The sequence below is a fragment of the Streptococcus mitis genome (assembly GCF_901542415.1).
Lineage (GTDB): Bacteria > Bacillota > Bacilli > Lactobacillales > Streptococcaceae > Streptococcus > Streptococcus mitis_BL.
Map to the genome: position 1 here is coordinate 1,990,218 of NZ_CABEHV010000004.1, position 24,384 is coordinate 2,014,601.

Here is a 24,384-nt window from a genome sequence, read left to right on the forward strand (position 1 = left end):
GCTTCATGACTGAAAAAATTACGGTAATTGTACCAGTTTACAATGTTGAAAATTACCTAAATAAATGTCTGGATAGTTTAATTAACCAAACTTATAAAAATCTTGAAATTATCGTTATCAATGATGGCTCTACAGATAATTCGGGGACAATTTGTCAAGAGTATGCACAAAAAGATAATAGAATTGTCTATATTGAAAAAGAAAATGGTGGTTTATCAGATGCGAGAAATGTAGGTCTGAACAAAATGACTGGCTCCTATGTAACTTTTATTGATTCTGATGATTGGGTTGAATTAGATTATGTAGAAGTTCTATATAATAAAATAATTGAGTATCAGGCAGATATTGCAGTTGGAAATTATTGTAAGTTTAATGAGTCTGATTCAAATTTCTATTTTCATATATCTGGAAATTATTTTGAGAAACTTTATGACAATGTGTCTATAGTGGATTGTTTAAATGACTCTAATAAGTTATTTAATTCAGCATTGATAGTTGCTTGGGGGAAAATTTATAGAAAAGAAATTGTTTCTAATTTTCGTTTTCCGGTAGGAAGAGTAGCTGAAGATACAATATTTAATTTGAGAGCATTATTAGCTTCTAAAAATATTGTTTATATCAATAAAGCTTCTTATATTTACAGAGTTAGGAGTGGAAGTATTTCAAATACTTGGGATGAAAAATGGGTTAGAGATTGCATATACGCTATAGAAGATAGATTGGCATTGTTATCAACATTAGGTTATCCAATGTCAGAACATATACATGCTTATAAATCTATTTTAAATCATATAACTTTTGAAAGTAAGAACAGAGGAATATCAGATTCTCATGTGTTAGATCAGATAAAAGAGAAGAAGATGTTATTAGATTTGCTTCAGACTCAAAATCAGGAATCTAAGAAAGCCATCGTATTGGCAGCTAACTATGCCTATGTCGAGCAGGTCATGACGACCATTAAGTCTATTTGCTATCACAATCGCTCGATTCGGTTTTATCTGATTAATAGTGATTTTCCTAATGAATGGTTTAAACAATTAAACAAGCGATTAGAAGGATATGACTCAGAGATTATCAATTGTCGGGTAACTTCTGAGCAAATTTCGCGTTATAAAACAGATATTAGTTACACAGTATTTTTGCGTTATTTTGTATCTGACTTTGTGCAAGAAGATAAGGCTCTCTATTTAGACTGTGACTTGGTAGTAACTAAAAATTTGGATAACTTGTTTGAAACAGATTTGCAAGAATATCCATTAGCAGCTGTTCGAGATTATGGAGGAAGAGTATACTATGGCAGGGAAATGTTCAATGCGGGTGTTTTACTAATCAACAATCGTTTGTGGAAACAAGAAAACATGTCCCAACGCTTGATAGATTTGACAAATGAGTGGCATGACAAGGTGGATCAAGCAGATCAGAGTATTTTAAATATGCTCTTTGAAAATAGATGGATAGAGATGGAATTTGACAATAACCATGTTGTGATTCATAAGCAATTTACAGACTATGAGTTACCAGCAGGTCAAGATTATCCTGGTATTATCCACTATCTCTCGCATAGAAAACCGTGGTTTGATTTAGCTGCGCAGACCTATCGTGATGTTTGGTGGTATTATCATAGCCTCGAATGGACAGAGTTAGGAAAAAATCATCATTTACACCCATTACAAAAATCACATATCTATCCTATCAGAGAGCCGCTTACTTGTTTAATTTATACGTCTTCAGATCAGATTGAACAAATCGATACATTGATTCAATCTTTGCCTAATATTCAATTTAAGATTGCTGCTAGAGTGATGGTCAGTGATCGTTTGAAACAATTGTTGGTTTATCCAAATGTAACTGTTTATGCTGGAATTAATTATTTAGTAGAACTAGATCAAGAATTAATTGAGACTAGTCAGGTACTTTTGGATATTAATCATGGCGAAAAAACAGAGGAAATGTTAGATCAATTTTCAGAAAGAGGAAAGTTGATTTTAGCTTTTGAGAATACAAAATATCGTGAAGTTGGACAGATAACCTACAAAATAGAACAAGTTCAAGAAATGATTGAGAAATTAAGAGAGTTAAATAAATGAAGAAAAATCATATCGTTGGAGATGCTCTGATTTTGACGGTTAGTGATCAGATTGAAGAGTTGGATTATCTCCTTGAAAACTTGCCAAACATCTGTTTTCATATTGCAGCACCTGTCCAGTTTTCGGATAGAATCCGTAGTTTAGAAACTAAACACAATGTCCAACTCCTAACAGTTACGAATGAACAACAGTTAAACTTTCTAGTGAACATGTCCGACATTCTATTAGATATCAATCATTTTCAAGAAGTCGATTCTATTGTTTCTAAGTTTGTCCAGACTGGGAAACTTGTCTTGGCTTTTGACAATACAGTCCATGGAAATCAGGGGCAGGAACTCTTTTCTTCAAGCAATCCAGATAAATTGGTTTCTAGAGTGAGAGAGTATCTGAATGAAGCCAGAGTAGGCATTAATCATCAAGAGAAAATCATTCAAGATGGGACTTGGAATGTATTTCAAATTGATAATAAAGCGGACCTAATTGTCGGAAGCAATGTCATTTGTAGAAATTTTGAAAATTTCCATGTTTCTTCTGGCAAGTTGGTATTGAATGATGGTGTCTTTATCAATAACTCTTGTAGTTTTAACTGTATGGAAAGAATTGAAGTCGGAGCAGGTACCATGATGGGGGAAGGAGTTCGTTTTTACGATCACGACCATGTTTATACCGCTGAAAAGATAGAAAAGTGGCAGTGTACTACGGCTCCGATTAGAGTTGGAAGAGATTGCTGGATAGGAAGCAATGTCACGATTTTAAAAGGAGTGACTATTGGGGATAATACCATTATTGGAGCAGGATGTTTGGTTCGTAAGGATGTTCCAGCTAATAGTGTAGTTTATAATGATGGAAATGTACTTGTAAAAGAACGTAGCTAAAAATAGATATTCTAGGGAATGGTTATATGGAAAATGAATTAATTAGTATTATAGTTCCAATCTACAATGTTGAAAATTATTTGCGACAGTGTTTGGATAGTATTCTGAATCAAACTTATCAGAACTTTGAGTGTTTATTGATAAATGATGGCTCTCCAGATAATTCAGCAGATATTTGTAGAGAGTATGTTGAGAAGGATTCTCGTTTCAAATATTTTGAAAAGGAAAATGGTGGAGTTTCTTCAGCACGTAATCTAGGTATTGAACGTTCGGGGGGGGGGCGTACGTTACGTTTATTGACTCAGATGATTGGGTAGATTCTGATTATCTAGAATTATTGTATATGAAAATAAATGAATATAATACTGATTTAGCAGTTCTGACATATAAACAATACAGTATGAACGATGGATGTTTTTATCTGCATGTTTGGGACCAAGATTATTACGAAAAATATTATACTGGAAACGAGTTGTTAAATTCACTACCAAATTTAGAGAATTATGACAGTACATTTAATGTATCGTGGGGGAAGTTATTTAAACGTAATTTTTTAGAAACTGCTACCTTTAATGAACAACGAATAATGGGAGAAGATTTAGAGTTCAATTTTAAGATTTATTTACAAGTTAAGAGTTGTATTTATCTCAATAAGGCGCTTTATAATTTTCGACAGCATCATTTATCTACTAGAGCTAAAAAAATTAGTGAGAAATATTTGATGGATGATGTAGAAATAAGATTAGGCCGTTTACCGTTTCTTATCGAAAAACCTGTTGATATCAATCTTTATATAGCTAAAACAAAAGAATTCTTAAAACGTTACATTGAAAGAAAAGAAGAACTTGGGATTGAAAATACAAATGCTTTACAAATTTATAAAGAAATTTTTAACAACTTATAAAATTACTAGTCAATAAATAGAATAATGGAAATGAATAGAAGTTAAATTAAGGGAGAAATAGATGGGAAATGAATTAATTAGTATTATAGTTCCAATTTACAATGTTGAAAAATATTTGCAACAGTGTTTGGATAGTATTCTGAATCAGACTTATCAGAATTTTGAGTGTTTGTTGATAAATGATGGTTCACCGGATAATTCAGCAGATATTTGTAGAGAGTATGCTGTTAAGGATTCTCGTTTCAAATATTTTGAAAAGGAAAACGGTGGACTATCAGATGCGCGTAATTATGGAATAATACAATCCAAAGGATCCTATCTTACTTTTGTAGATTCAGATGATTGGCTAGATTCTTATTACATAGAAACTCTATATGAACTGATGATAAAACATAATGCAGATATTTCCGTAGCTTGTTATGGTGCTTTTGATGAAGAAAAGGGAGTCTTTCTCTTTTATGCTTATGGAGATGAGTATGAGAAGGTTTATAGTGGGAGAGAGGTAGTTGAACAGTTGCCTAAATTTGAAGGAGGAGACTTAACCTTTCAAACTTCATGGGGGATGTTGTCAAAACGTGATTTATTTGATCAGATAATGTTTCCAGTGGGCAGGATTAACGAAGATATAGGGACAAATTATAAGTTATTTATGCAAGCTAGCCGAGTAGCCTATGTACATAAAAATCTATATCTATATAGAATTCGAAAAACTAGCATTTCAAATAGTGGTTTTTCAGAAAAAATGATGAGGGACGATCATGATTTGAGATTGGAACGGATTGCGATGGTAGCTTTAAAAGGATACGACATCAGTCACTACATTCAACAACATCGTTTCTACCTAGACTATTGGCATAGAACAGCTGAGGTGCAGGGATTGAGAAATAGTATTGAAACGAAGAGATTAGAAGAGTTAGATTATCTATTAACAGGGAAAATTTACGAGGAGAAATAAAGTGAGAAAAGCGATCGTTCTTGGAGCAGATAATGGTTACTTAAATAAGCTAGAGACTACAATTAAGTCAGTATGTACGCATAATAAAAATTTAAAATTTTATATTTTTAATGATGATCTTCCGAGCGAATGGTTTCAAGTTATGAATAGACGGTTGAAAGTAATTGATTCAGAAATTGTCAATATTAAGATTTCGAATCATCAATTAAAAGGTTATCATCTTCCGATTGCGTATTTGTCATACGCGACATTCTTTAGATATTTTATAGCAGATTTTGTAGTTGAAGAAAAAGCTTTATATCTAGATTCGGACATAGTAGTGACTCATTCATTGGATGAACTATTTCAGGAAGAATTAGGAGAATATTGGATTGCTGGAGTTCGTGATGTTTTTGTTAAAGGTTATGAAGACCGCTTTAATGCAGGAATGATGTTGGTTAATGTCAAGAAATGGAGAAGAGAAAATCTTTCTGTGAAATTAATTGAATTAACAAATCAACACCATCAAAATGTTTTTGGAGACCAAGGTATTCTCAATATGGTATTTGGAGAAAACTGGAAAAAATTGGATCGTAAATTCAATTTTATGGTTGGTTTAGATAGTTTAATTCATATCGCTGTTGAGACAACTCCAGAAGCACTATCGGCTTGGTACAGTTCAGCCCTTCCTGACGATGTTTTGCCTTACATCATCCACTATACAGGAGAGAAACCTTGGTTACATATGAGTCAAAATCGTTATAGAGATATTTGGTGGTTCTATCAGGGGCTAGATTGGTCTGATATTTTGTTACGTAAGGAAAGGGTATTTCAGACCTATCAAGATCTGACAGTTATTCCTAAGGCATACACAGCTGTTTTTACCAATAGTTGTGAACTGGAGCAAGTAGAGCATTTAATAGAAAATTTACCAGATGTTCATTTTTCTATATTAGCTCATACTTGGGTTGCTTCTAACATTATTGATTTAATGAGATACCCGAATGTAACAGTTTATCATCAGTATAACCGTTTTTCTTATGATAAAGTAATGAAAAAATTAGATTTTTATTTAGACATAAACCATCATGATGAGGTTGATGATATTACAAGTGTAGTAATGAATATGGGGAAACCAGTATTTTCTTTTTCAAATACAAATCATTGCAAAGAAGGTGCAAAGATATTTTCTCCTACCGAGCCAGAAAAAATGGTTCAGGAAATAAGAAAGTATATAAATTAAGAGGAGAATTAAATGGAGAAAAAAGTTATCGTTTTAGGTGCAGATAATGGTTATCAAGATAAGCTAGAAACGACAATTAAGTCTATTTGTGCCCATAATCGAAATTTAAAATTTTATGTCTTTAATGATGATATTTCCTCAGAATGGTTTCAATTAATGTCTAAGCGACTGGAACCTTTATTATCTGAAATCGTTAATGTGAAAATAAGTGGTAATAGTTTGAGAGATTACCATCTTCCGTTACCTCATTTAAGCTATGCAACATTTTTTCGTTATTTTATTCCTCAATTTGTAAAAGAGGAAAAGGCTCTTTATTTAGATTCGGATATTATAGTAAGAGGGGATATCGAAGAATTATTTTTGACTGACATGACGGATATTCCTATAAAAGCTGTTCAAGATGAGTTGGTTCCAAGCACATTTAATGCTGGAGTAATGTTAATCAACGTTGAATTATGGAGAACAGAAGGAGTAACAGATAAACTTATTGTATTAACAAATGAATTTCATGATAGTTCTTTTGGTGATCAAGGAATTTTAAACAGATTATTTGAAAACCGTTGGCAGAATTTGAACTCTTCTTATAATTTTATGGTCGGAATGGATACAGTTGCAAGGAATTATCAGATTGATAGCTGGTATATCGATTCGTTGAAATTAGAAGATTCAGCAAAGATTATTCATTTTACAGGAGACAAACCATGGTATCAAGTGAATTTAAATCGCTTTAGAGAAGATTGGTGGTTCTATTATTCTTTGGAATGGTCTGATATTGTGATGAGAAAGGCCGACTTTAAGAAGGGCTTAAACTCACTCATAGAAGCACCACTCTATCATACAGCTATCTTTACAAATACTTGCAATATAGAGCATCTGGAATACTTGATTAGAGAATTACCGCAGGTTCACTTTTCAATTCTGGCTCATACAGGATTTGCATCTGAAATTGTTGATTTACAACGATATTTAAATGTACGAATACTACCTTCATTCAATCCGATGAATTTCAAAAAGGTCTTAGAAAAGATTGATTTCTATTTGGATATTAATCATGAAAATGAAATTGCTAATGTTATTGAAAAGGTATATCAATTTGGAAAACCTATTCTCTCATTTGATAATACATGCCATAATGTAGAAAAAGCAAGTTTTATCTGTGAATCTAAGAGACCGGAAAAAATGGTAGATGCGATTAAAGAATTATTGAATAGTGATGGATACTAAAATATAGGTAATTAAAGATACTTTGTAATTACTGAGTTAAAGAGTTTGAAAACAATGATTAGTAGTTATATTAGGGGAATTTGAAACTTTTCAGGAAGATATGTATATTATTTATCAGTTGTTCGAAAATGACATAAACGAAGAATCATCTGTTTGTTAGAACGATAAATCATATGAATAATGATGTAGGAAATAAGCTTGATACAAATATACAAGGGTAGAGTGAAGGAAGAATGGAAAAAGAATTAGTTAGTATTATAGTACCAATTTACAATGTTGAGAATTATTTGCGAATGTGCTTGGATAGCATTCAGAATCAGACGTATCAAAATTTTGAGTGTTTATTAATTAACGATGGGTCGCCAGATAACTCTGCTGATATTTGTAGAGAGTACGTTGCTAAAGATTCTCGTTTCAAATATTTTGAAAAGGGCAATGGAGGTCTATCAGACGCACGTAATTATGGAATAAGACAATCAAAAGGTTCCTATCTTACTTTTGTAGATTCTGATGATTGGTTGGAAAATGATGCTTTACAACTGCTATATGATGCATTGAAAAAAGAAAATGCAGATATTAGTATAGGACGTTATAATTGTTATGATGATTCGCACTGTCAATATTTATTTTATGATTCTAATCCAGATGATTCTCTTGAAGTGATTGAAGGAAAAGAAATTATTGATAGAGAAGGTGTGGAAGAAATGAGAAATGGGAATTGGACTGTAGCTTATTTGAAGTTATTCAAGAGAGAGTTGCTACTAGATTCACCATTTCCTATAGGTAAAATTGCAGAAGATACTTACTGGACATGGAAGGTGCTTCTAAGAGCTTCAAGGGTGGTCTATTTAAATCGTTGTGTTTACTGGTACCGTGTTGGTTTGACTGGTACTTTATCGAATATATGGAGTGAAAAGCGTATATATGATGAAATCGAGGCTAGGGAAGAAAAACTCGCTATTTTAGCAAGTTTGAATTATGACTTGACCAATCATATTTTGATTTATAAAAATAGATTACAAAGAGCAATAGCAAAATTAGAAGAACAAAATATGCAGTTCACAGAGATTTATAGAAGAATGATGGAAAAATTATCTTTACTTCCGTAGATATTGATAAATAATGAGAAATACAATATGAAACTACATTTAACAAACTTATACGGTATGGCAGGAGATAGTACCGTCATTCTTGCCCAAAATGCTGTTCAAAAAATTGCCATCCAACTGGGATTTAGAGAGGTTGGCATTTATTTTTACAATATTGCTTCAGATAGTCCTTCTGAAATGAATAAGCGTCTGGATGGAATTATGGCTAGTATTTCTATTGGAGATATCTTAGTCTTTCAATCTCCTACTTGGAATGGCTTTGAGTTTGATCGAGTCTTGTTTGATAAGCTGAAGGATATGCAGGTGAGAATTATTTGCTTTATCCATGATGTTGTACCTCTCATGTTTGATAGTAACTATTATCTCATGAAAGAATACATGTATATGTATAATCTATCGGACGTTTTGATTGTTCCATCTGAACAGATGAAAGAACGCCTGATGGAAGAAGGCTTGACAACTAAGAAGGTTCTCGTTCAAGGTATGTGGGATCATCCTCATGATTTATCCTTATATACCCCAGCTTTTAAAAAAGAACTCTTTTTTGCTGGAAGTTTAGAGCGTTTTCCAGACTTACAAAATTGGTCTCAAGACACGCCTTTAAGAGTATTTTCAAATAAAGGAGAAGCTAGTTCCAATGCCAGAAATCTGAGTATTGAGGGTTGGAAAAAAGATGAGGAACTGTTACTAGAATTATCAAAAGGTGGCTTTGGTCTTGTCTGGGGAACTCATCAAAATGATGGAGAAAGCAACCAATACTATACCTTGAATATATCTCATAAGGTTAGTACCTATCTAACAGCTGGTATACCAGTGATTGTACCGAGCAGCTTATCAACTGCTAAATTTATAGTAGATCAAGGCTTGGGCTTTGTGGCAGATAGTCTAGAGGAAGTACATGCGATAGTTGATAAAATGAATCTACAAGAATATCAAGAAATGTCGAATCGGATAAAAACCTTTAGCTATTTGTTAAAAGAGGGTTATTTCACTAAAAAATTATTGGTAGATGCAATCTACCATTTGGGAATTGATTAAGAGAACAAGATGATTAAAACAATTGTATTAGCTGGTGATTGTAATTACACCACGCAATTAGAAACAACCATAAAATCTATCCTATACCACAACCGAGATGTTAAGATTTATATTTTAAATCAAGATATCATGCCAGATTGGTTTCGCAAACCACGCAAAATAGCTCGCATGTTAGGTAGTGAGATTATTGATGTTAAACTACCTGAACAGACTGTATTTCAGAATTGGAAAAAACAAGCTCACATTAGTTCGATTGCCTATGCTAGGTATTTTATCCTAGATTATATACAAGAAGAAACTGTTTTGTATTTAGATTGTGATTTACTTATAAACGATAAATTAGACAGTCTATTTGAGCAGGATATAGAAGAACGTTATATCGCAGCGATTAGAGATGCAAATGGCCAAGGTTTTAATACTGGTGTCCTACTAATCAACAATAAAAAATGGCGTCAAGAGAAACTAAAAGAACGATTAATTGAACAGTCCATCCTAACAACGAAGGAAGTTGAAGAAGGTCGTTTTGAACATTTTAATGGTGATCAAACGATTTTCAATCAGGTCTTGCAAGATGATTGGTTAGAGCTAGGTCGAGCTTATAATTTACAAGTAGGACATGATGTGGTGGCCTTGTATAATAATTGGCAGGAACATCTGGCTTTTAACGATAAACCAGTGGTGATTCATTTTACGACCTACAGAAAGCCTTGGACTACCTTGATAGCTAATCGTTATCGTGATTTATGGTGGGAATTCCATGATTTGGAGTGGACTAAAATTTTACAACATCATATAGGGGAGTTTGAACTGACATCGCCTCTAGATAAGGGATTTTCTTGTTTAACTTTGACAAATTCCCAAGATTTAGAAGGAATAGAAGAGCTAGTTACAGCTCTACCAGATGTAGTATTTCATATAGCGGCTTGGACGGATATGGGTGATAAGCTAACAAAATTAGCTGTATATGATAATGTGAGATTGTATCCACAGATTGTTCCTCCTGTACTGGAAAAACTGAAAAGAAAAACGGATATTTATTTGGATATCCATCAGGGATCCGAAGTTGAAAGTATCTTGAGAGATGTTTGTAAGTTTGAGATTCCTATCTTAAGTTTTTCTAATACACAGCATGGAATGTATGATCAAATAGTATTTGACAAAGAAGATATCAATTTAATGATAGAAGCTATCAAAGACTATGCAAGTCATTCTCGGTTTTTAAAAGATTATAATCAGGAGACATTTCATTGCTTAATATTTACAGATACACAAGAAATTGAACAATTAGACTATTTAGCTCAATATCTTCCATATGTTATTTTTGATGTCGCAGCCTGGACAGATATGGGGCCTAAGTTATATGAACTACAAAATAACTATCGAAATATTCGTTTACATCCAGCTATAACTATAGAAAAATTAGAACAATTAAAAGTAAGAATGGGCTTGTATTTGGACATTAGCTGTGGCCATTCGACACATGATATAGTGAAGTCAGCTCATGAAATGAATAAAATCATTTTCTCTTTTGATAGTACCCAACATGGCTCTTTTGGACAGCATATATACTCTTCAAAATCACCTGAACGTATGGTGGAAGACATTGAAAATCTTATTTCTGGAACATTCCAGGCAAGAAGACCAGCGATTATAGTTAAGGATATTGATCAAACTCTAGATTATATAATAGAAAACCAATCTTCTATTATCCGTTTTGGAGATGGGGAGATGGATTTAATCTTAGGGAAATCTATTCCTTATCAAGTTTATGATGAAAACCTTGCAAGTCAGTTGAAAAAGATTATTGCTCTTCAAAGTGATAAAAAATTGGTTATCGGTCTACCAAATGTATTTTCTGATCGCTCTAATTTTACACCAGCAGCGGAATCATTTTGGCAGGGGCATTTAGAACAGCATTTGAAAGATTATGTAGAATTAGCTAGCGCAGATTGGTATGGGACTACATTTGTATCTCGACCATACATAGACTATGTGGACAAATCTAAATCGTTTAGTCAGTTTGAAAAATTAAAACAAATTTGGGAGAATCAGGACATCCTGATTGTAGAAGGAGTAACTTCTCGTTCAGGTGTAGGTAATGATTTATTTGATGGAGCAACTTCAATTAAGCGAATTATCTGTCCCTCCCATAATGCTTATTCGCGTATAGAAGAAATTCAAGAAGCTGTATTGCAATATGCTGAAAATCGCCTTATTTTATGTATGCTGGGCCCCACAGCTAAAATTTTATCCTACAATCTTTTTAAGAAGGGATATCGGGTCCTAGATATTGGTCATATTGATTCAGAGTATGAATGGATGAAAATGGGAGCTGACACAAAAGTTAAATTTAATCACAAGCATACTGCGGAACATAATTTTGATCAAGATATTGAATTTATAGAGGATGAGACATATAATAGTCAAGTGGTTACTGTCTTATCGTAATGAATTACCTTAAATTTAAAGGAGATAAAATGTTAGAAGATAAAAAAGCTGTAGTTTTCGCAGGTGATTACGCTTATATTCGACAAATCGAAACGGCAATGAAGTCACTTTGTAGGCACAATAGTCATGTGAAAGTTTATGTACTAAATCAAGATATTCCCCAGGAATGGTTTAGTAGATTAAGACTGTATGTACAAGAGATTGGGGGCGATTTGATTGATTGCAAGTTAATAGGGCAACAGTTTCAAATGAACTGGTCAAATAAACTACCGCATATCAATCACATGACCTTTGCACGCTATTTTATTCCAGATTTTGTAACAGAAGATAAAGTTCTTTATCTTGATAGTGATTTAGTGGTGACAGGTGATTTGACATCCTTATTTGAAGTAGATTTGGGTGAGAATTATCTGGCTGCAGCACGCTCTTGTTTTGGAGCAGGTGTTGGTTTTAATGCAGGAGTTCTATTGATAGACAATAAAAAATGGAAATCAAATAATATTCGTCAACAGTTAGTTGAATTAACTGAGAAAGAACATGAAAATGTTGGAGAAGGAGATCAATCTATTCTTAATATTCTTTTTCAAAATAGTTATTACCAGCTAGAGGATACCTATAATTTTCAAATAGGTTTTGATGCTGGTGCAGCTGAAAAAAATCATGCTTTTGTTTTTGAAATTCCACTAACACCTCTTCCAAAAATTTTGCACTATATTTCTCCTGATAAACCATGGAAGCAGTTTTCGGTTGGACGTTTGAGAGAAGAGTGGTGGAAATATTCTTTTATGGAATGGAGTTATATAGTATCTAGCTGGAAAGAAAAGGGAGTATGGTATTCTCCAAATATTTATGAAGCCAAATTGACTTGTATGAATTTAACCAATTCTTGGTGTGTAGAGAAAATTGATTATTTAGTCGAACAATTACCAGAAATACATTTTTATATAGCCGCTCATACTTATATGTCGGATGAATTAAAGAGACTATCTAAGTTTCAAAATGTAACTCTTTACCCTAATTCTTTTCCTATTTTAGTGGAAAAACTTCTAAAGAGTTCAGATGTTTATTTAGATTTAAATTTAGACCATAAACTAGTATATATCTATGATTTGGTGAAGAAATACAATAAACCGATGTTAACTTTTTCTAATACTCGTTATCATAATAATGAGGAAGAATTATATGATGGTATTTACTTACGTGAAAATCCTGAATCAATGGTCAATGCAATCAAAGAATTTATGGAGAAAAAAATATGCAAAAATCAATCGTTTTAGCTACAGATAATAACTACTTAATACAGGTCGAAACAACGATTAAATCTATTTTAGTTCATAACACAGATGTATGTATCTATGTTTTAAATAGCGATATAGCTCCAGAGTGGTTCAAATTACTAAATGCGAAGTTAAGAAATGTAAATTCAGAAGTAATCAGTATCCATGTTGATCAGAATATGTTTAATAGTTATAAAACAGGTGACTTGATTAATTATACAACTTTTTTTCGATATCTGATTCCAGATTTAGTAACTTCCGATAGGTCTTTGTATTTAGATTGTGATTTGGTAGTAACAGGTGATTTATCTGAGTTATTTAATATGGACATGGAAGAAAAACCAGTGGCTGCTGTTGCTAGTCCCTATGCATGGGAAAGTGATCCATATGGTTTCAATGCTGGTGTTTTATTAATTGATAATAGGATGTGGAGGTCGCATTCTTACATTTCACAACTTTTAAAACTAACAGAAGAGAAGCAAGCAGAAGTTGCAATGGCAGATCAAAGTATCTTAAATATTTTCTTTCAGCATAATTGGAAAGAAATAGATAGTACATATAATTATCTTGTTGGATTGGATTACAATTATAGAGCGGCAGAATTATCAAGATTAGAAAATTCTCTTCCTAAGATTATTCATTTTGCAGGAACTCATAAGCCATGGCATACCTATAGTAGTACTAGGCTTCGGGAACTTTGGTGGACTTATAGAGATTTAGATTGGTTTGAAGTTTTATCTAAATCTCCTAATTTAAATTACTACAAGCGAGTTAATCAGTCAACAAAACAAATTTTTATTTTAACATTAGCTGCAGAAATAGAGCATATTCACTATCTTATTACCTCGTTATCTGATTGGCACTTTCATTTAGCAGCCCCATGTGATTGTTCTGAACCATTGACATCTCTTTCACAGTATAGTAATGTAACGGTATATCAGAATATTTTACATAGTAAAATAGACTGGTTGTTGGATGATTCAAAAGTTTATCTAGATATTAATCATTATGTAGAAACGATGGATATTCTTAGTAGAGCGAAGGAGAGAAATAAAAAGATTTTTACGTTTGATACGACAAGAAAGTCGCAAGATGACAGTTTATATGATGGAATATTTTCTATAGATGCCCCCGAACAAATGGTTGAAGTTATAAAAAAATTATAAAATGTAACATTAAATTGGGAACGGGATAATGAGATATGTCTGCATAGGAAGTAGAGTTAAAGCTAAGAAATAATATCAGTAGTAATAAAGGAGTATTAAGTGAACAAAATTTACTCATCAATGGCAGTAAAAAAAGGATTAACAACTTTATTTCTGCTGTTTATTTATGTATTAGGAAGTCGTATTACCCTTCCTTTTGTTGATTTGAATAGTAGAGACTTTCTAGGTGGGTCAACGGCATATTTGGCGTTTTCAACCGCCCTTCTAGGAGGGAATCTGAGGAGCCTATCTCTATTTTCTATAGGCCTTTCACCATGGATGTCATCAATGATTTTATGGCAACTACTTTCCTTTTCTAAGAAATTGAATATTTCTTCAGGGTCAGTAGAAGTTCAAGATAGAAGGAAGATGTATTTAACACTAGTTATTGCTTTGATTCAATCTTTAGCGCTCTCGTTGAATCTACCAATCCAGCATCTCTATTCATTTTTATTGGTGACTACAATGAATACCTTATTATTAATAGCAGGAGCCTTCTTTCTAGTATGGTTATCAGACTTAAACGCGCAACTTGGAGTAGGTGGCTCGGTGGTCATTTTACTGTCTAGTATTGTTTTAAATATTCCACAAGATATTTTAAGTACATTTCAGCTTGTTCGAATTTCTATGGGAATAATGATATTGATTGCATTGAGTAGTATTGTATTGACCTATATGATGGTGCTCATGTATAGAGCGCGTTATCGTATACCAGTTCATAAAATTGGCTTACGTAGTCGGTTTAAGCGTTATTCTTATTTTGAAATAATGTTAAATCCAGCTGGTGGTATGCCATTTATGTATGTGATGAGTTTTTTAAGTTTGCCTACCTATATCTTTTTATTGTTACAGACTCTTTTTCCAAAGTCATCAGTCTTCTCTGAACTATCAGCTCAATATGGAGTCGGAAAACCATTATGGATTTACTCATACATTGCCATGATTTTTTTATTTAGTATTGCTTTTGCTTTTGTCAATATGAGTGGAGACCAAATATCTGATCGTATGAAGAAATCTGGGGAGTATATATATGGGGTTTATCCAGGTGAGGAAACAAGTCGTTTTATTAATCGATTAGTATTACGCTTTTCGATCATAGGAGGAATCTTTAATGTTTTGATGGCAGGTACTCCAATGTTATTTGTTTTATCTGATGAAAATTTATTGAGGATTGCTATGATTCCAGGTTTGTTTATGATGTTCGGAGGTATGATTTTTACAATTAAAGATGAAATGAAAGCTCTGAGATTAAATGAAACTTATAAACCCTTGATTTAGGAGGTTTTTATGTATTATTTTATACCAGCTTGGTATGGTTCAAACCGCCAATGGCACGCTGATTTAACTCCATGGTATTATTCTCACTTTAAACTTGAATTTGATGATACTTTCAATCAAATTAGGCTTTTTCAAAGACAAGAGATAGCATCTCGACTATTAGTATTAGCCTATCAGCCACATTTACGTTATTTTTTACATAGACACGGTGTCTTAGAGACAGAAGTCTATTCTATCTTTGATGACATGCAAGACTTCCATGATATACCACCCAGGTTCTTAATATGAGAGATATTGAGTGGGATAGTGATTGTCAATTTCTTTACAGTCCATTTGTAATAGTGGTTCAGAAAAATGGCAAAAAGTATGCTAAGGTAGAACATGGTGTAGAAGGATTTATTACTGAGATACAATATTTTGATCACGATGGACAAATAAGCAAGAATTATATCATGGATGATCGTGGTTTTGTATCGAGTGTTATTTATTTTGATAATGGACAGCCTACCTATCAAGACTACTTGGATCCGAAAGGTATCTGGAGATTTAGGGAGCATTTAAACGAGGAAGGACGAGTAGAGGTAAATCCAATATTTGGTTATCGTTTTAAACAGCTTCACTATACTGATATGAGTCAACTAATCGCAGAATATTTTGATAAATATCTGAAAACGCAACAGAAAAAACAGGATATTTTTATCATTCCATCTCATCCTCATCATGACCAATTTATCTTTAGTTGCTTACCAAGTGACACTGCTAAAATTTTGAGTCTTTTTATTAACCGGAATTCTCAAGCTAGTTTTAAAGATTTAGCTCCATCATTTGAACAAGCAGATCTAGTCCTAGTGGATAGAGAGGATAGTTTACAACTTTTGCAGGAACTATATCCTAAACTATCAGATAAATTTTATCATCTCTCTCCTTTTGATACGCGTTTACGACTCGGTCGAAGTCAGACTCGAAAAGAATCAATACTTTACTATCAATTAGATTTTTCTGAAGGAATTGATAGACAAGCCCTATTTCAGGTTTTATCATTTATTGCTGAAACCAAAAATACAGAGGTCATTTTTGGAGCCTTTTCTGCTAGTCAGGAGCAAATGGAGGAAGTAGAATCACTTATCAATGAAATCATTCAGGAACAAATCCATACGGATAGTTTAGAAAAAGGAATAGACTATGGTGGAGCAGAAAATCCTTTAGAAGAAAATCAAGAGCAGGAATTACGTTTTCAATTTGTCAACATGAATGATGAGTTGGATCTGATCAAGACGCTAGAGTTTGTTCGTTTGATTGTGGATTTGAATAAACAACCACACCTCTATACTCAAATCGCAGGTATTAGTGCGGGAATTCCTCAGATTAATCAGGTCGAAACCGTCTATGTGGAACATTTGAAAAATGGTTATTTGATTTCAGATGTGACAGAATTTTCCAAGGCTGCACATTATTATACAGATAAACTAAAAGAGTGGAATCAAGCTCTAGTATACTCTATTGATAAAATCAAAGAACATACTGGTCAACGATTCTTAGATAAGTTGCATCACTGGATTGAGGAGGTTACAGATGTCAAAGGATTATAAAATCCTACAGATAGGAATTGATAATTGGGCTCATTATTATGAAATTCCTGAAAATATGGATTGGTATTATTTTTGCCCTAACTCACCGCTAGCCCTCCGTAAAATGATGGAAATGGATAGCATCACAAATTTTCATGCAATTTTGGTAGAGGATGGTCAGTATATAAGAGATTTAATGCCTTTTGTACACCATATCGAACCTTATACTCTACTTTATAGTCAAGATTTTCAAACGACAGATTTGGGTATTCTTGATTGCTTAAAAAAGCGGTGTGCTCAGGCTGTAGATTTCTCAGATCCTCAGCAATTAGTGAATGATTTATCCACCTCTCTTTTTAGCGGAGGTTACGGTGATAAATTATTTCCATCAAGTATTCAAATTCATCCCTCCTTTGAAGGTTCCATTTCCTATCAAGGATTTGAGCATGTGACCTTAGAAGGAAATTTTGGGGATGATTTTCAACAACTAGCATACTGGTCTTATAATTTTGTGGTTAATAAAAACTTACCCATAGAACTATGGTTAGAGTACGAAAAACAAGGAAATTGTGAATTTCAGCTAGTGGTTCGCAAGATATGGGATGGTTCAGTGGATAAATTTTTTGAAGAGGAAGTTTATTCAGAAGATGATTTAGAAAAATCTATTATCATGGATAGTAAAGAAGCGAATTATATTATATATATATCGATTGAAGGACGAGGTGAAGGCAAACTTCAATTAGGAAATCTTCATCAGCGCTGGAGTCGTAAACAATTCGGGAAATTTTTCCTCGGAGGTCATATTTTACATGATAGTAAGCGCGATGAAATTAATTACTTTTTCCATCCAGGTGATTTCAAGCCACCTTTAGCTGTTTATTTTTCAGGTTTTCGTCCTGCCGAGGGATTCGAGGGATATTGGATGATGAAAAAATTGGGTTGTCCTTTTCTCTTGTTTTCAGATCCCCGTCTACAAGGAGGCGCTTTTTACTTAGGAAGTGATGAATTAGAAAATAAGGTAAAACAAACAATTCAATATTATTTGGATTATCTTGGTCTGACTCCTAGAGAGTTGATTTTATCGGGTATTTCTATGGGAAGCTTCCCATCATTTTATTATGGTTCTATCTTTGAACCTCATGCCATTATTGTAGGTAAGCCTCTTGCTAATATTGGAACAATAGCTAGACGTGGGCGTTTGGAGGCGCCGGGAGTTTTTGATACATCGTTTGATATTCTAAGACTTCAAACAGGAGATATTAGTCAACAAAATATGTTGGACTTGGATCACCGTTTTTGGAAGGTCTTTAAACAAGCTGATTTTTCAATGACAACCTTTGGCTTATCTTATATGAAGGATGAAGATATGGATAGTAAAGCCTATGAGCAATTAGTATCTCATCTATGTAATACTGGAGCAAAGATACTATCTAGAGGAACAGTGGGTCGACACAATGATGATTCCAATACCAATATTTTGTGGTTCTTGCATTTTTATAACATGGTTCTAGAAGATTTCGGAAGGAGTAGATAGTGATTATCAAACAACGAGAAGATATTGGGTGGGGAGAGATTGCTAATACTTATATGTATGGTACGAAGGTTTTATACCATACTAACAAATGCATCAGTATTTATAACCCTTTGGTACGTTCTGGAGTAGTAATCAGAAGTTGGGATTCTAGTGTAAACTATCAAGCCTCCAGAACTCAGCCCAGTCTCCCTTTGCTGAAGAGAAAACAGGATTATCAATTATGTATGAATTTTGAATGTCATCCTACAAATGGAGTCTATACAAAGATTGCATTTTTTGATAGATATGGGGATGTGATTGAAGAGAAAATTGAAAAAATGAAAATCTTTAATTTTACCTATCCTGATGACACCTATACCTACCAAGTCTCCCTTCTAAGTGCTGGTTTTGAGTCCTTAGATTTCTATTCTTTTTCTATTAAGGAGATGAATCGTGTTTAAAGGTATATATCAAGATTTTCAGTTGCGGAAAGTCAAAAGGATTTTAAAAAAGATTAATGCCCTTAAAGGGAAGATGGAGTCTCTAACAGACCAGGAACTAGCGACAAAAACAGTGGAATTTCGCCAACGTCTTGCTGAGGGGGAAACCATTGACGACCTCTTGGTAGAAGCTTTTGCAGTTGTTCGTGAAGCGGATAAACGCGTATTGGGAATGTTCCCCTATGATGTCCAAGTCATGGGAGGAATTGTGATCCATCAGGGAAATGTTGCTGAGATGAATACTGGTGAGGGGAAAACTCTAACAGCTACTATGCCTATTTATCTTAACGCCCTAACAGGTAAAGGTACCATGCTGATTACTACCAATGATTATCTAGCTAAACGCGATGCTGAGGAGATGGGACAAGTTTACCGCTTCTTAGGATTGACAATTGGGGTACCTTTTACAGATGATCCAAAAGAGGAATTGACGTCAGAAGAGAAAAAAAGAATTTATGAATCAGATATCATTTATACAACTAATAGTAATTTAGGTTTTGATTATTTAAATGATAATTTGGCCTCAAATGAGGAAGGAAAATTTTTACGTCCTTTTGATTATGTCATTATTGACGAGATTGATGATATCTTGTTGGATAGTGCCCAAACACCTCTTATCATTGCCGGAGCCCCTCGGGTTCAGTCTAATCACTACGGTATTATTGATACGCTGGTAACGACTTTGGTAGAAGGAGAGGACTATATCTTTAAAGAGGAGAAGGATGAAATCTGGCTTACTACCAAGGGAGCTAAAGCTGCTGAAAGCTTCTTAGGAATAGATCATTTTTATAAGGAAGAACATGCGGTTTTTGCTCGTCATTTAGTTTATGCGATCCGAGCCCATAAACTCTTTACAAAAGATAAAGACTATGTCATTCGTGGGGATGAAATGGTACTGGTGGATAAGGGAACAGGGCGTCTAATGGAGATGACAAAACTACAGGGAGGTCTTCATCAGGCCATTGAGGCAAAGGAACATGTCAAATTATCTCCAGAAACGAGGGCCATGGCTTCTGTCACCTATCAGAGTCTTTTTAAAATGTTCAATAAGATATCAGGTATGACAGGGACAGGTAAGGTCGCAGAAAAAGAGTTTATTGAAACCTACAATATGTCGGTAGTGCGGATTCCAACCAACCGTCCTAGACAACGGATTGACTATCCAGATAATCTATATATCACTTTACCTGAAAAAGTGTATGCTTCTTTGGAGTACATCAAGGAATACCATGCTAAGGGGAATCCCTTACTCGTTTTTGTAGGCTCAGTTGAAATGTCTCAACTTTATTCGTCACTCTTGCTTCGAGAGGGAATTGCCCATAATGTTTTAAATGCTAATAATGCGGCGCGTGAGGCTCAGATTATCTCCGAGTCAGGTCAAATGGGAGCTGTTACAGTGGCCACCTCTATGGCAGGACGTGGTACGGATATCAAGCTTGGTAAAGGAGTCGCAGAGCTTGGGGGCTTGATTGTTATTGGAACGGAGCGGATGGAAAGCCAACGAATTGATTTACAAATCCGCGGTCGTTCTGGCCGTCAGGGAGATCCTGGGATGAGTAAGTTTTTTGTATCCTTAGAAGATGATGTTATTAAGAAATTTGGTCCATCTTGGGTGCATAAAAAATACAAAGATTATCAGGTTCAAGATATGACTAAACCAGAAGTATTGAAAGGTCGTAAATATCGGAAACTAGTTGAAAGGGCCCAACATGCAAGTGATAGTGCAGGACGCTCTGCGCGTCGTCAGACTCTAGAATATGCTGAGAGTATGAATATTCAACGAGATATGATTTACAAGGAGCGTAATCGTCTAATAGATGGATCTCGTGACTTAGAGGATGTTGTGGAGGAAATCATTGCTAGTTATACAGATCAAGTGACTTCTTCAGAATATGAAAGCCGAGAGTTACTCTTCCACTTTATTGTGACCAATATTAGTTTTCATATTAAAGAAGTTCCAGACTATGTAAATGTGACTGACAAAACTGCAGTTCGTAGCTTTATGAAGAAGGTGATTGATAAAGAACTTTCTGAAAAGAAAGAATTACTTGATCAACATGGTCTGTATGAACAGTTTTTACGACTTTCCATGCTCAAGGCTATTGATGACAACTGGGTAGAGCAGGTAGACTATCTACAACAGTTATCTATGGCTATCGGTGGTCAGTCTGATAGTCAGAAAAACCCGATCGTAGAGTATTATCAAGAAGCCTACGCGGGCTTTGAAGCTATGAAAGAACAAATCCGTGCGGATATGGTGCGTAATCTCCTGATGGGCTTGGTTGAAGTCACTCCGAAGGGTGAGATTATGACTCATTTCCCATAAAAAGAGGAAAATATGACAATTTACAATATAAATTTAGGAATTGGCTGGGCTAGTAGTGGTGTTGAATACGCTCAAGCCTATCGTGCTGGTATTTTTAGGAATTTAAATCTGCCCTCTAAGTTTATCTTTACAGATATGATTTTAGCCGATAATATTCAGCACTTAACAGCCAATATTGGTTTTGATGATAATCAGGTTATCTGGCTTTATAATCATTTCACAGATATCAAGATTGCGCCGACTAGCGTGACAGTGGATGATGTCTTGGCTTACTTTGGTGGTGAAGAAAGTCACAGAGAAAAAAATGGCAAGGTTTTACGTGTCTTCTTTTCTGACCAAGATAAGTTTGTCACCTGTTATTTGGTTGATGAGGACAAGGACTTGGTTCAACACGCAGAGTATGTCTTTAAAGGAAAACTGATTCGAAAGGATTACTTTTCTTATACGCGTTATTGTAGCGAATACTTTGCTCCCAAGGATAATGTTGCAGTCCTATACCAACGAACTTTTTACAATGAAGACGGGACTCCGGCCTATGATATCTTGATGAATCAAGGGAAGGAAGAAGTTTATCGTTTCAAGGATAAGATTTTATATGGGAAACAAGCCTTTATGCGTGCCTTTATGAAATCCTTGAATTTGAACAATTCTGATTTGGTCATTCTTGATAGGGAGACAGGCATTGGACAGGTTGTGTTTGAGGAAGCACAAGCAGCGCATTTAGCGGTAGTTGTTCATGCGGAGCATTATAGTGAAAATGCTACAAATGAGGACTATATTCTTTGGAACAACTATTATGACTATCAGTTTACAAATGCAGATAAGGTTGACTTCTTTATCGTATCAACTGATAAGCAGAGAGAAGTTCTGCAAGAGCAATTTGCTAAATACACCCAGCATCAACCAAAGGTTGTTACAATTCCTGTAGGAAGTATTGATGCATTAACTGAGCCAAGTCAGGGGCGTAAGCCCTTTTCATTGATTACGGCTTCACGTCTTGCTAAAGAAAAACACATCGACTGGTTGGTCAAAGCGGTCATTGAGGCTAAAAAAGAAATTCCTGAATTAACCTTTGATATTTATGGTAGCGGTGGAGAGGATTCTCTGCTCAGAGACATTATTGCAACTCATCAGGCTGAGAATTATATCCAGCTCAAGGGGCATGCGGAACTTTCGCAGATTTATAGCCAGTATGAGGTCTATTTAACGGCTTCTACTAGTGAAGGATTTGGTCTGACCTTGATGGAAGCTATTGGTTCAGGTCTACCACTAATCGGTTTTGATGTGCCTTATGGCAATCAGACCTTTATAGAAGATGGGAAAAATGGTTATTTGATTCCAAGTTCATCAGACCACGTAGAAGACCAAATCAAGCAAGCTTACGCGGCTAAGATTTGCCAACTGTATCAAGAAAATCGTTTGGCGGATATGCGTACCCATTCTTACCAGATTGCAGAAGGCTTCTTAACCGAAGAAATTTTAGAAAAGTGGAAGAAAACAGTAGAGGAGGTGCTCCATGATTGAACTTTATGATCGTTATAGTCAGGAAAGTCGAGATTTACATGAAAGTCTAGTCGCTACTGGACTATCTCAACTTGGAGTGGTCATCGATGCAGATGGTTTTCTGCCTGATGGTCTGGTTTCTCCTTTTACCTATTATCTAGGTTACGAGGATGGAAAACCTCTCTATTTTAACCAAGTCCCTGTTCCAGCTTTTTGGGAAATTTCAGGAAATAATCAGTCTGCTCGTATTGAGGATATGACACAGGAGAGGGCTATCATTCATTATGCAGATGGTTTGCAGGCTCGCTTGGTTAAACAGGTAGACTGGAAAGACCTAGAGGGTCGAGTACGTCAGATTGACCACTACAATCGCTTCGGAGCTTGTTTTGCTACAACGACCTATAGCGCAGATAGTGAGCCGGTTATGACGGTTTACCAAGACGTCAATGGTAAGGAAGTCTTGCTGGAAAACTATGTGACGGGTGATATCTTATTGACTTTGCCTGGTCAGTCCATGCGTTACTTTGCAAATAAGGTTGAATTTATCACTTTCTTTTTGCAAGAATTGGAAATAGATACAAGTCAGCTTATCTTTAATACTCTAGCGACTCCTTTCTTGGTTTCCTTCCATCATCCAGATAAATCTGGCTCAGATGTCTTGGTTTGGCAGGAACCTCTCTATGATGCCATTCCAGGCAATATGCAGTTGATCTTGGAAAGTAATGATGTGCGTACTAAGAAAATCATCATTCCCAATAAGGCGACTTATGAACGTGCTTTAGAATTGACTGACGAGAAATACCATGCTCAGTTTGTGCACTTGGGTTACCATTATCAGTTTAAACGTGATAATTTCCTAAGACGAGACGCCTTAATCTTGACCAATTCCGATCAGATTGAGCAAGTAGAAGCAATCGTAGAAGCCTTGCCTGATGTTACCTTCCGTATCGCAGCGGTGACAGAGATGTCTTCTAAGCTCTTAGACATGCTTCGTTATCCTAATGTGGTACTTTATCAGAACGCTAGTCCACAGAAGATTCAGGAGCTCTATCAATTGTCGGATATTTACTTGGATATCAACCATAGCAATGAGTTGCTACAGGCAGTGCGTCAGGCCTTTGAGCACAATCTCTTGATTCTTGGATTTAACCAAACGGTGCACAATAGACTTTATATCGCTCCAGAACATCTATTTGAAAGTAGTGAAGTTTCTGCTTTGGTTGAGACCATTAAATTGGCCCTTTCAGATGTTGATCAAATGAATCAGGCACTTGGCAAACAAGGCCAACATGCAAATTATGTTGATTTGGTGCGATATCAGGAAACCATGCAAACTGTTTTAGGAGGCTAAC

At 34.8% G+C, this 24,384-nt stretch carries 16 protein-coding genes and 2 pseudogenes; all 18 read left to right on the plus strand.

Features of this window, described 5'->3' with window-relative positions; translation table 11 throughout:
- Window positions 1-5 precede the first annotated feature (5 nt).
- Window positions 6-2,087: a glycosyltransferase gene (locus FQT24_RS10155; protein WP_143952923.1), complete on the plus strand. Its 2,082-nt coding sequence runs from the start codon at window positions 6-8 to the stop codon at window positions 2,085-2,087.
- Complete coding sequence (locus tag FQT24_RS10160; protein ID WP_143952924.1) at window positions 2,084-2,962, plus strand: acyltransferase; 879 nt, start codon at window positions 2,084-2,086, stop codon at window positions 2,960-2,962. Before FQT24_RS10155 ends, FQT24_RS10160 begins: the two co-directional genes overlap by 4 nt.
- Window positions 2,963-2,988: 26 nt before the next feature.
- Window positions 2,989-3,866, plus strand: a pseudogene (locus FQT24_RS11255) (glycosyltransferase family 2 protein).
- Between the two features lie 61 nt (window positions 3,867-3,927).
- Complete coding sequence (locus tag FQT24_RS10170; RefSeq protein ID WP_143952925.1) at window positions 3,928-4,821, plus strand: glycosyltransferase family 2 protein; 894 nt, start codon at window positions 3,928-3,930, stop codon at window positions 4,819-4,821.
- Between the two features lies 1 nt (window position 4,822).
- A complete protein-coding gene (locus FQT24_RS10175; RefSeq protein ID WP_143952926.1) occupies window positions 4,823-6,043 on the plus strand; it encodes a glycosyltransferase family 8 protein in 1,221 nt (406 codons plus the stop codon).
- Between the two features lie 12 nt (window positions 6,044-6,055).
- Window positions 6,056-7,267: a glycosyltransferase family 8 protein gene (locus tag FQT24_RS10180; protein ID WP_143952927.1), complete on the plus strand. Its 1,212-nt coding sequence runs from the start codon at window positions 6,056-6,058 to the stop codon at window positions 7,265-7,267.
- Between the two features lie 233 nt (window positions 7,268-7,500).
- Window positions 7,501-8,376: a glycosyltransferase family 2 protein gene (locus tag FQT24_RS10185; protein WP_143952928.1), complete on the plus strand. Its 876-nt coding sequence runs from the start codon at window positions 7,501-7,503 to the stop codon at window positions 8,374-8,376.
- Between the two features lie 27 nt (window positions 8,377-8,403).
- Window positions 8,404-9,414, plus strand: coding sequence for a sugar transferase (locus FQT24_RS10190; protein ID WP_143952929.1), 1,011 nt, complete (start codon window positions 8,404-8,406; stop codon window positions 9,412-9,414).
- Between the two features lie 9 nt (window positions 9,415-9,423).
- Complete coding sequence (locus tag FQT24_RS10195) at window positions 9,424-11,862, plus strand: SP_1767 family glycosyltransferase (RefSeq protein ID WP_143952930.1); 2,439 nt, start codon at window positions 9,424-9,426, stop codon at window positions 11,860-11,862.
- A 29-nt stretch (window positions 11,863-11,891) separates the two neighbouring features.
- Window positions 11,892-13,139 carry a glycosyltransferase family 8 protein gene (locus FQT24_RS10200; RefSeq protein WP_143952931.1) on the plus strand — a complete coding sequence of 416 codons (1,248 nt, stop codon included), beginning with the start codon at window positions 11,892-11,894 and terminating at the stop codon, window positions 13,137-13,139.
- Window positions 13,118-14,305: a glycosyltransferase family 8 protein gene (locus FQT24_RS10205; RefSeq protein WP_143952932.1), complete on the plus strand. Its 1,188-nt coding sequence runs from the start codon at window positions 13,118-13,120 to the stop codon at window positions 14,303-14,305. Before FQT24_RS10200 ends, FQT24_RS10205 begins: the two co-directional genes overlap by 22 nt.
- Before the next feature lie 99 nt (window positions 14,306-14,404).
- Window positions 14,405-15,622 (plus strand): accessory Sec system protein translocase subunit SecY2, encoded by a 1,218-nt coding sequence (gene secY2 / locus FQT24_RS10210; protein WP_143952933.1) that lies wholly within the window; start codon window positions 14,405-14,407, stop codon window positions 15,620-15,622.
- Window positions 15,623-15,631: 9 nt separating this feature from the next.
- Window positions 15,632-17,211, plus strand: a pseudogene (asp1, locus tag FQT24_RS10215) (accessory Sec system protein Asp1).
- On the plus strand, window positions 17,195-18,724 hold the full coding sequence (gene asp2, locus FQT24_RS10220) for an accessory Sec system protein Asp2 (protein WP_143952934.1): 1,530 nt from the start codon (window positions 17,195-17,197) through the stop codon (window positions 18,722-18,724). The pseudogene asp1 and the gene asp2 overlap by 17 nt, the downstream one beginning before the upstream one ends.
- Window positions 18,724-19,164 carry an accessory Sec system protein Asp3 gene (asp3, locus tag FQT24_RS10225; RefSeq protein WP_143952935.1) on the plus strand — a complete coding sequence of 147 codons (441 nt, stop codon included), beginning with the start codon at window positions 18,724-18,726 and terminating at the stop codon, window positions 19,162-19,164. Before asp2 ends, asp3 begins: the two co-directional genes overlap by 1 nt.
- Window positions 19,157-21,529 (plus strand): accessory Sec system translocase SecA2, encoded by a 2,373-nt coding sequence (secA2, locus tag FQT24_RS10230; RefSeq protein ID WP_143952936.1) that lies wholly within the window; start codon window positions 19,157-19,159, stop codon window positions 21,527-21,529. The genes asp3 and secA2 overlap by 8 nt, the downstream gene beginning before the upstream one ends.
- A 12-nt stretch (window positions 21,530-21,541) precedes the next feature.
- Window positions 21,542-23,053: an accessory Sec system glycosyltransferase GtfA gene (gene gtfA, locus FQT24_RS10235; protein WP_143952937.1), complete on the plus strand. Its 1,512-nt coding sequence runs from the start codon at window positions 21,542-21,544 to the stop codon at window positions 23,051-23,053.
- The gene (gtfB, locus tag FQT24_RS10240; RefSeq protein WP_143952938.1) at window positions 23,046-24,383 is read left to right on the plus strand and encodes an accessory Sec system glycosylation chaperone GtfB; all 1,338 of its coding nucleotides are present in this window, start codon (window positions 23,046-23,048) and stop codon (window positions 24,381-24,383) included. The genes gtfA and gtfB overlap by 8 nt, the downstream gene beginning before the upstream one ends.
- Window position 24,384 lies beyond the last annotated feature (1 nt).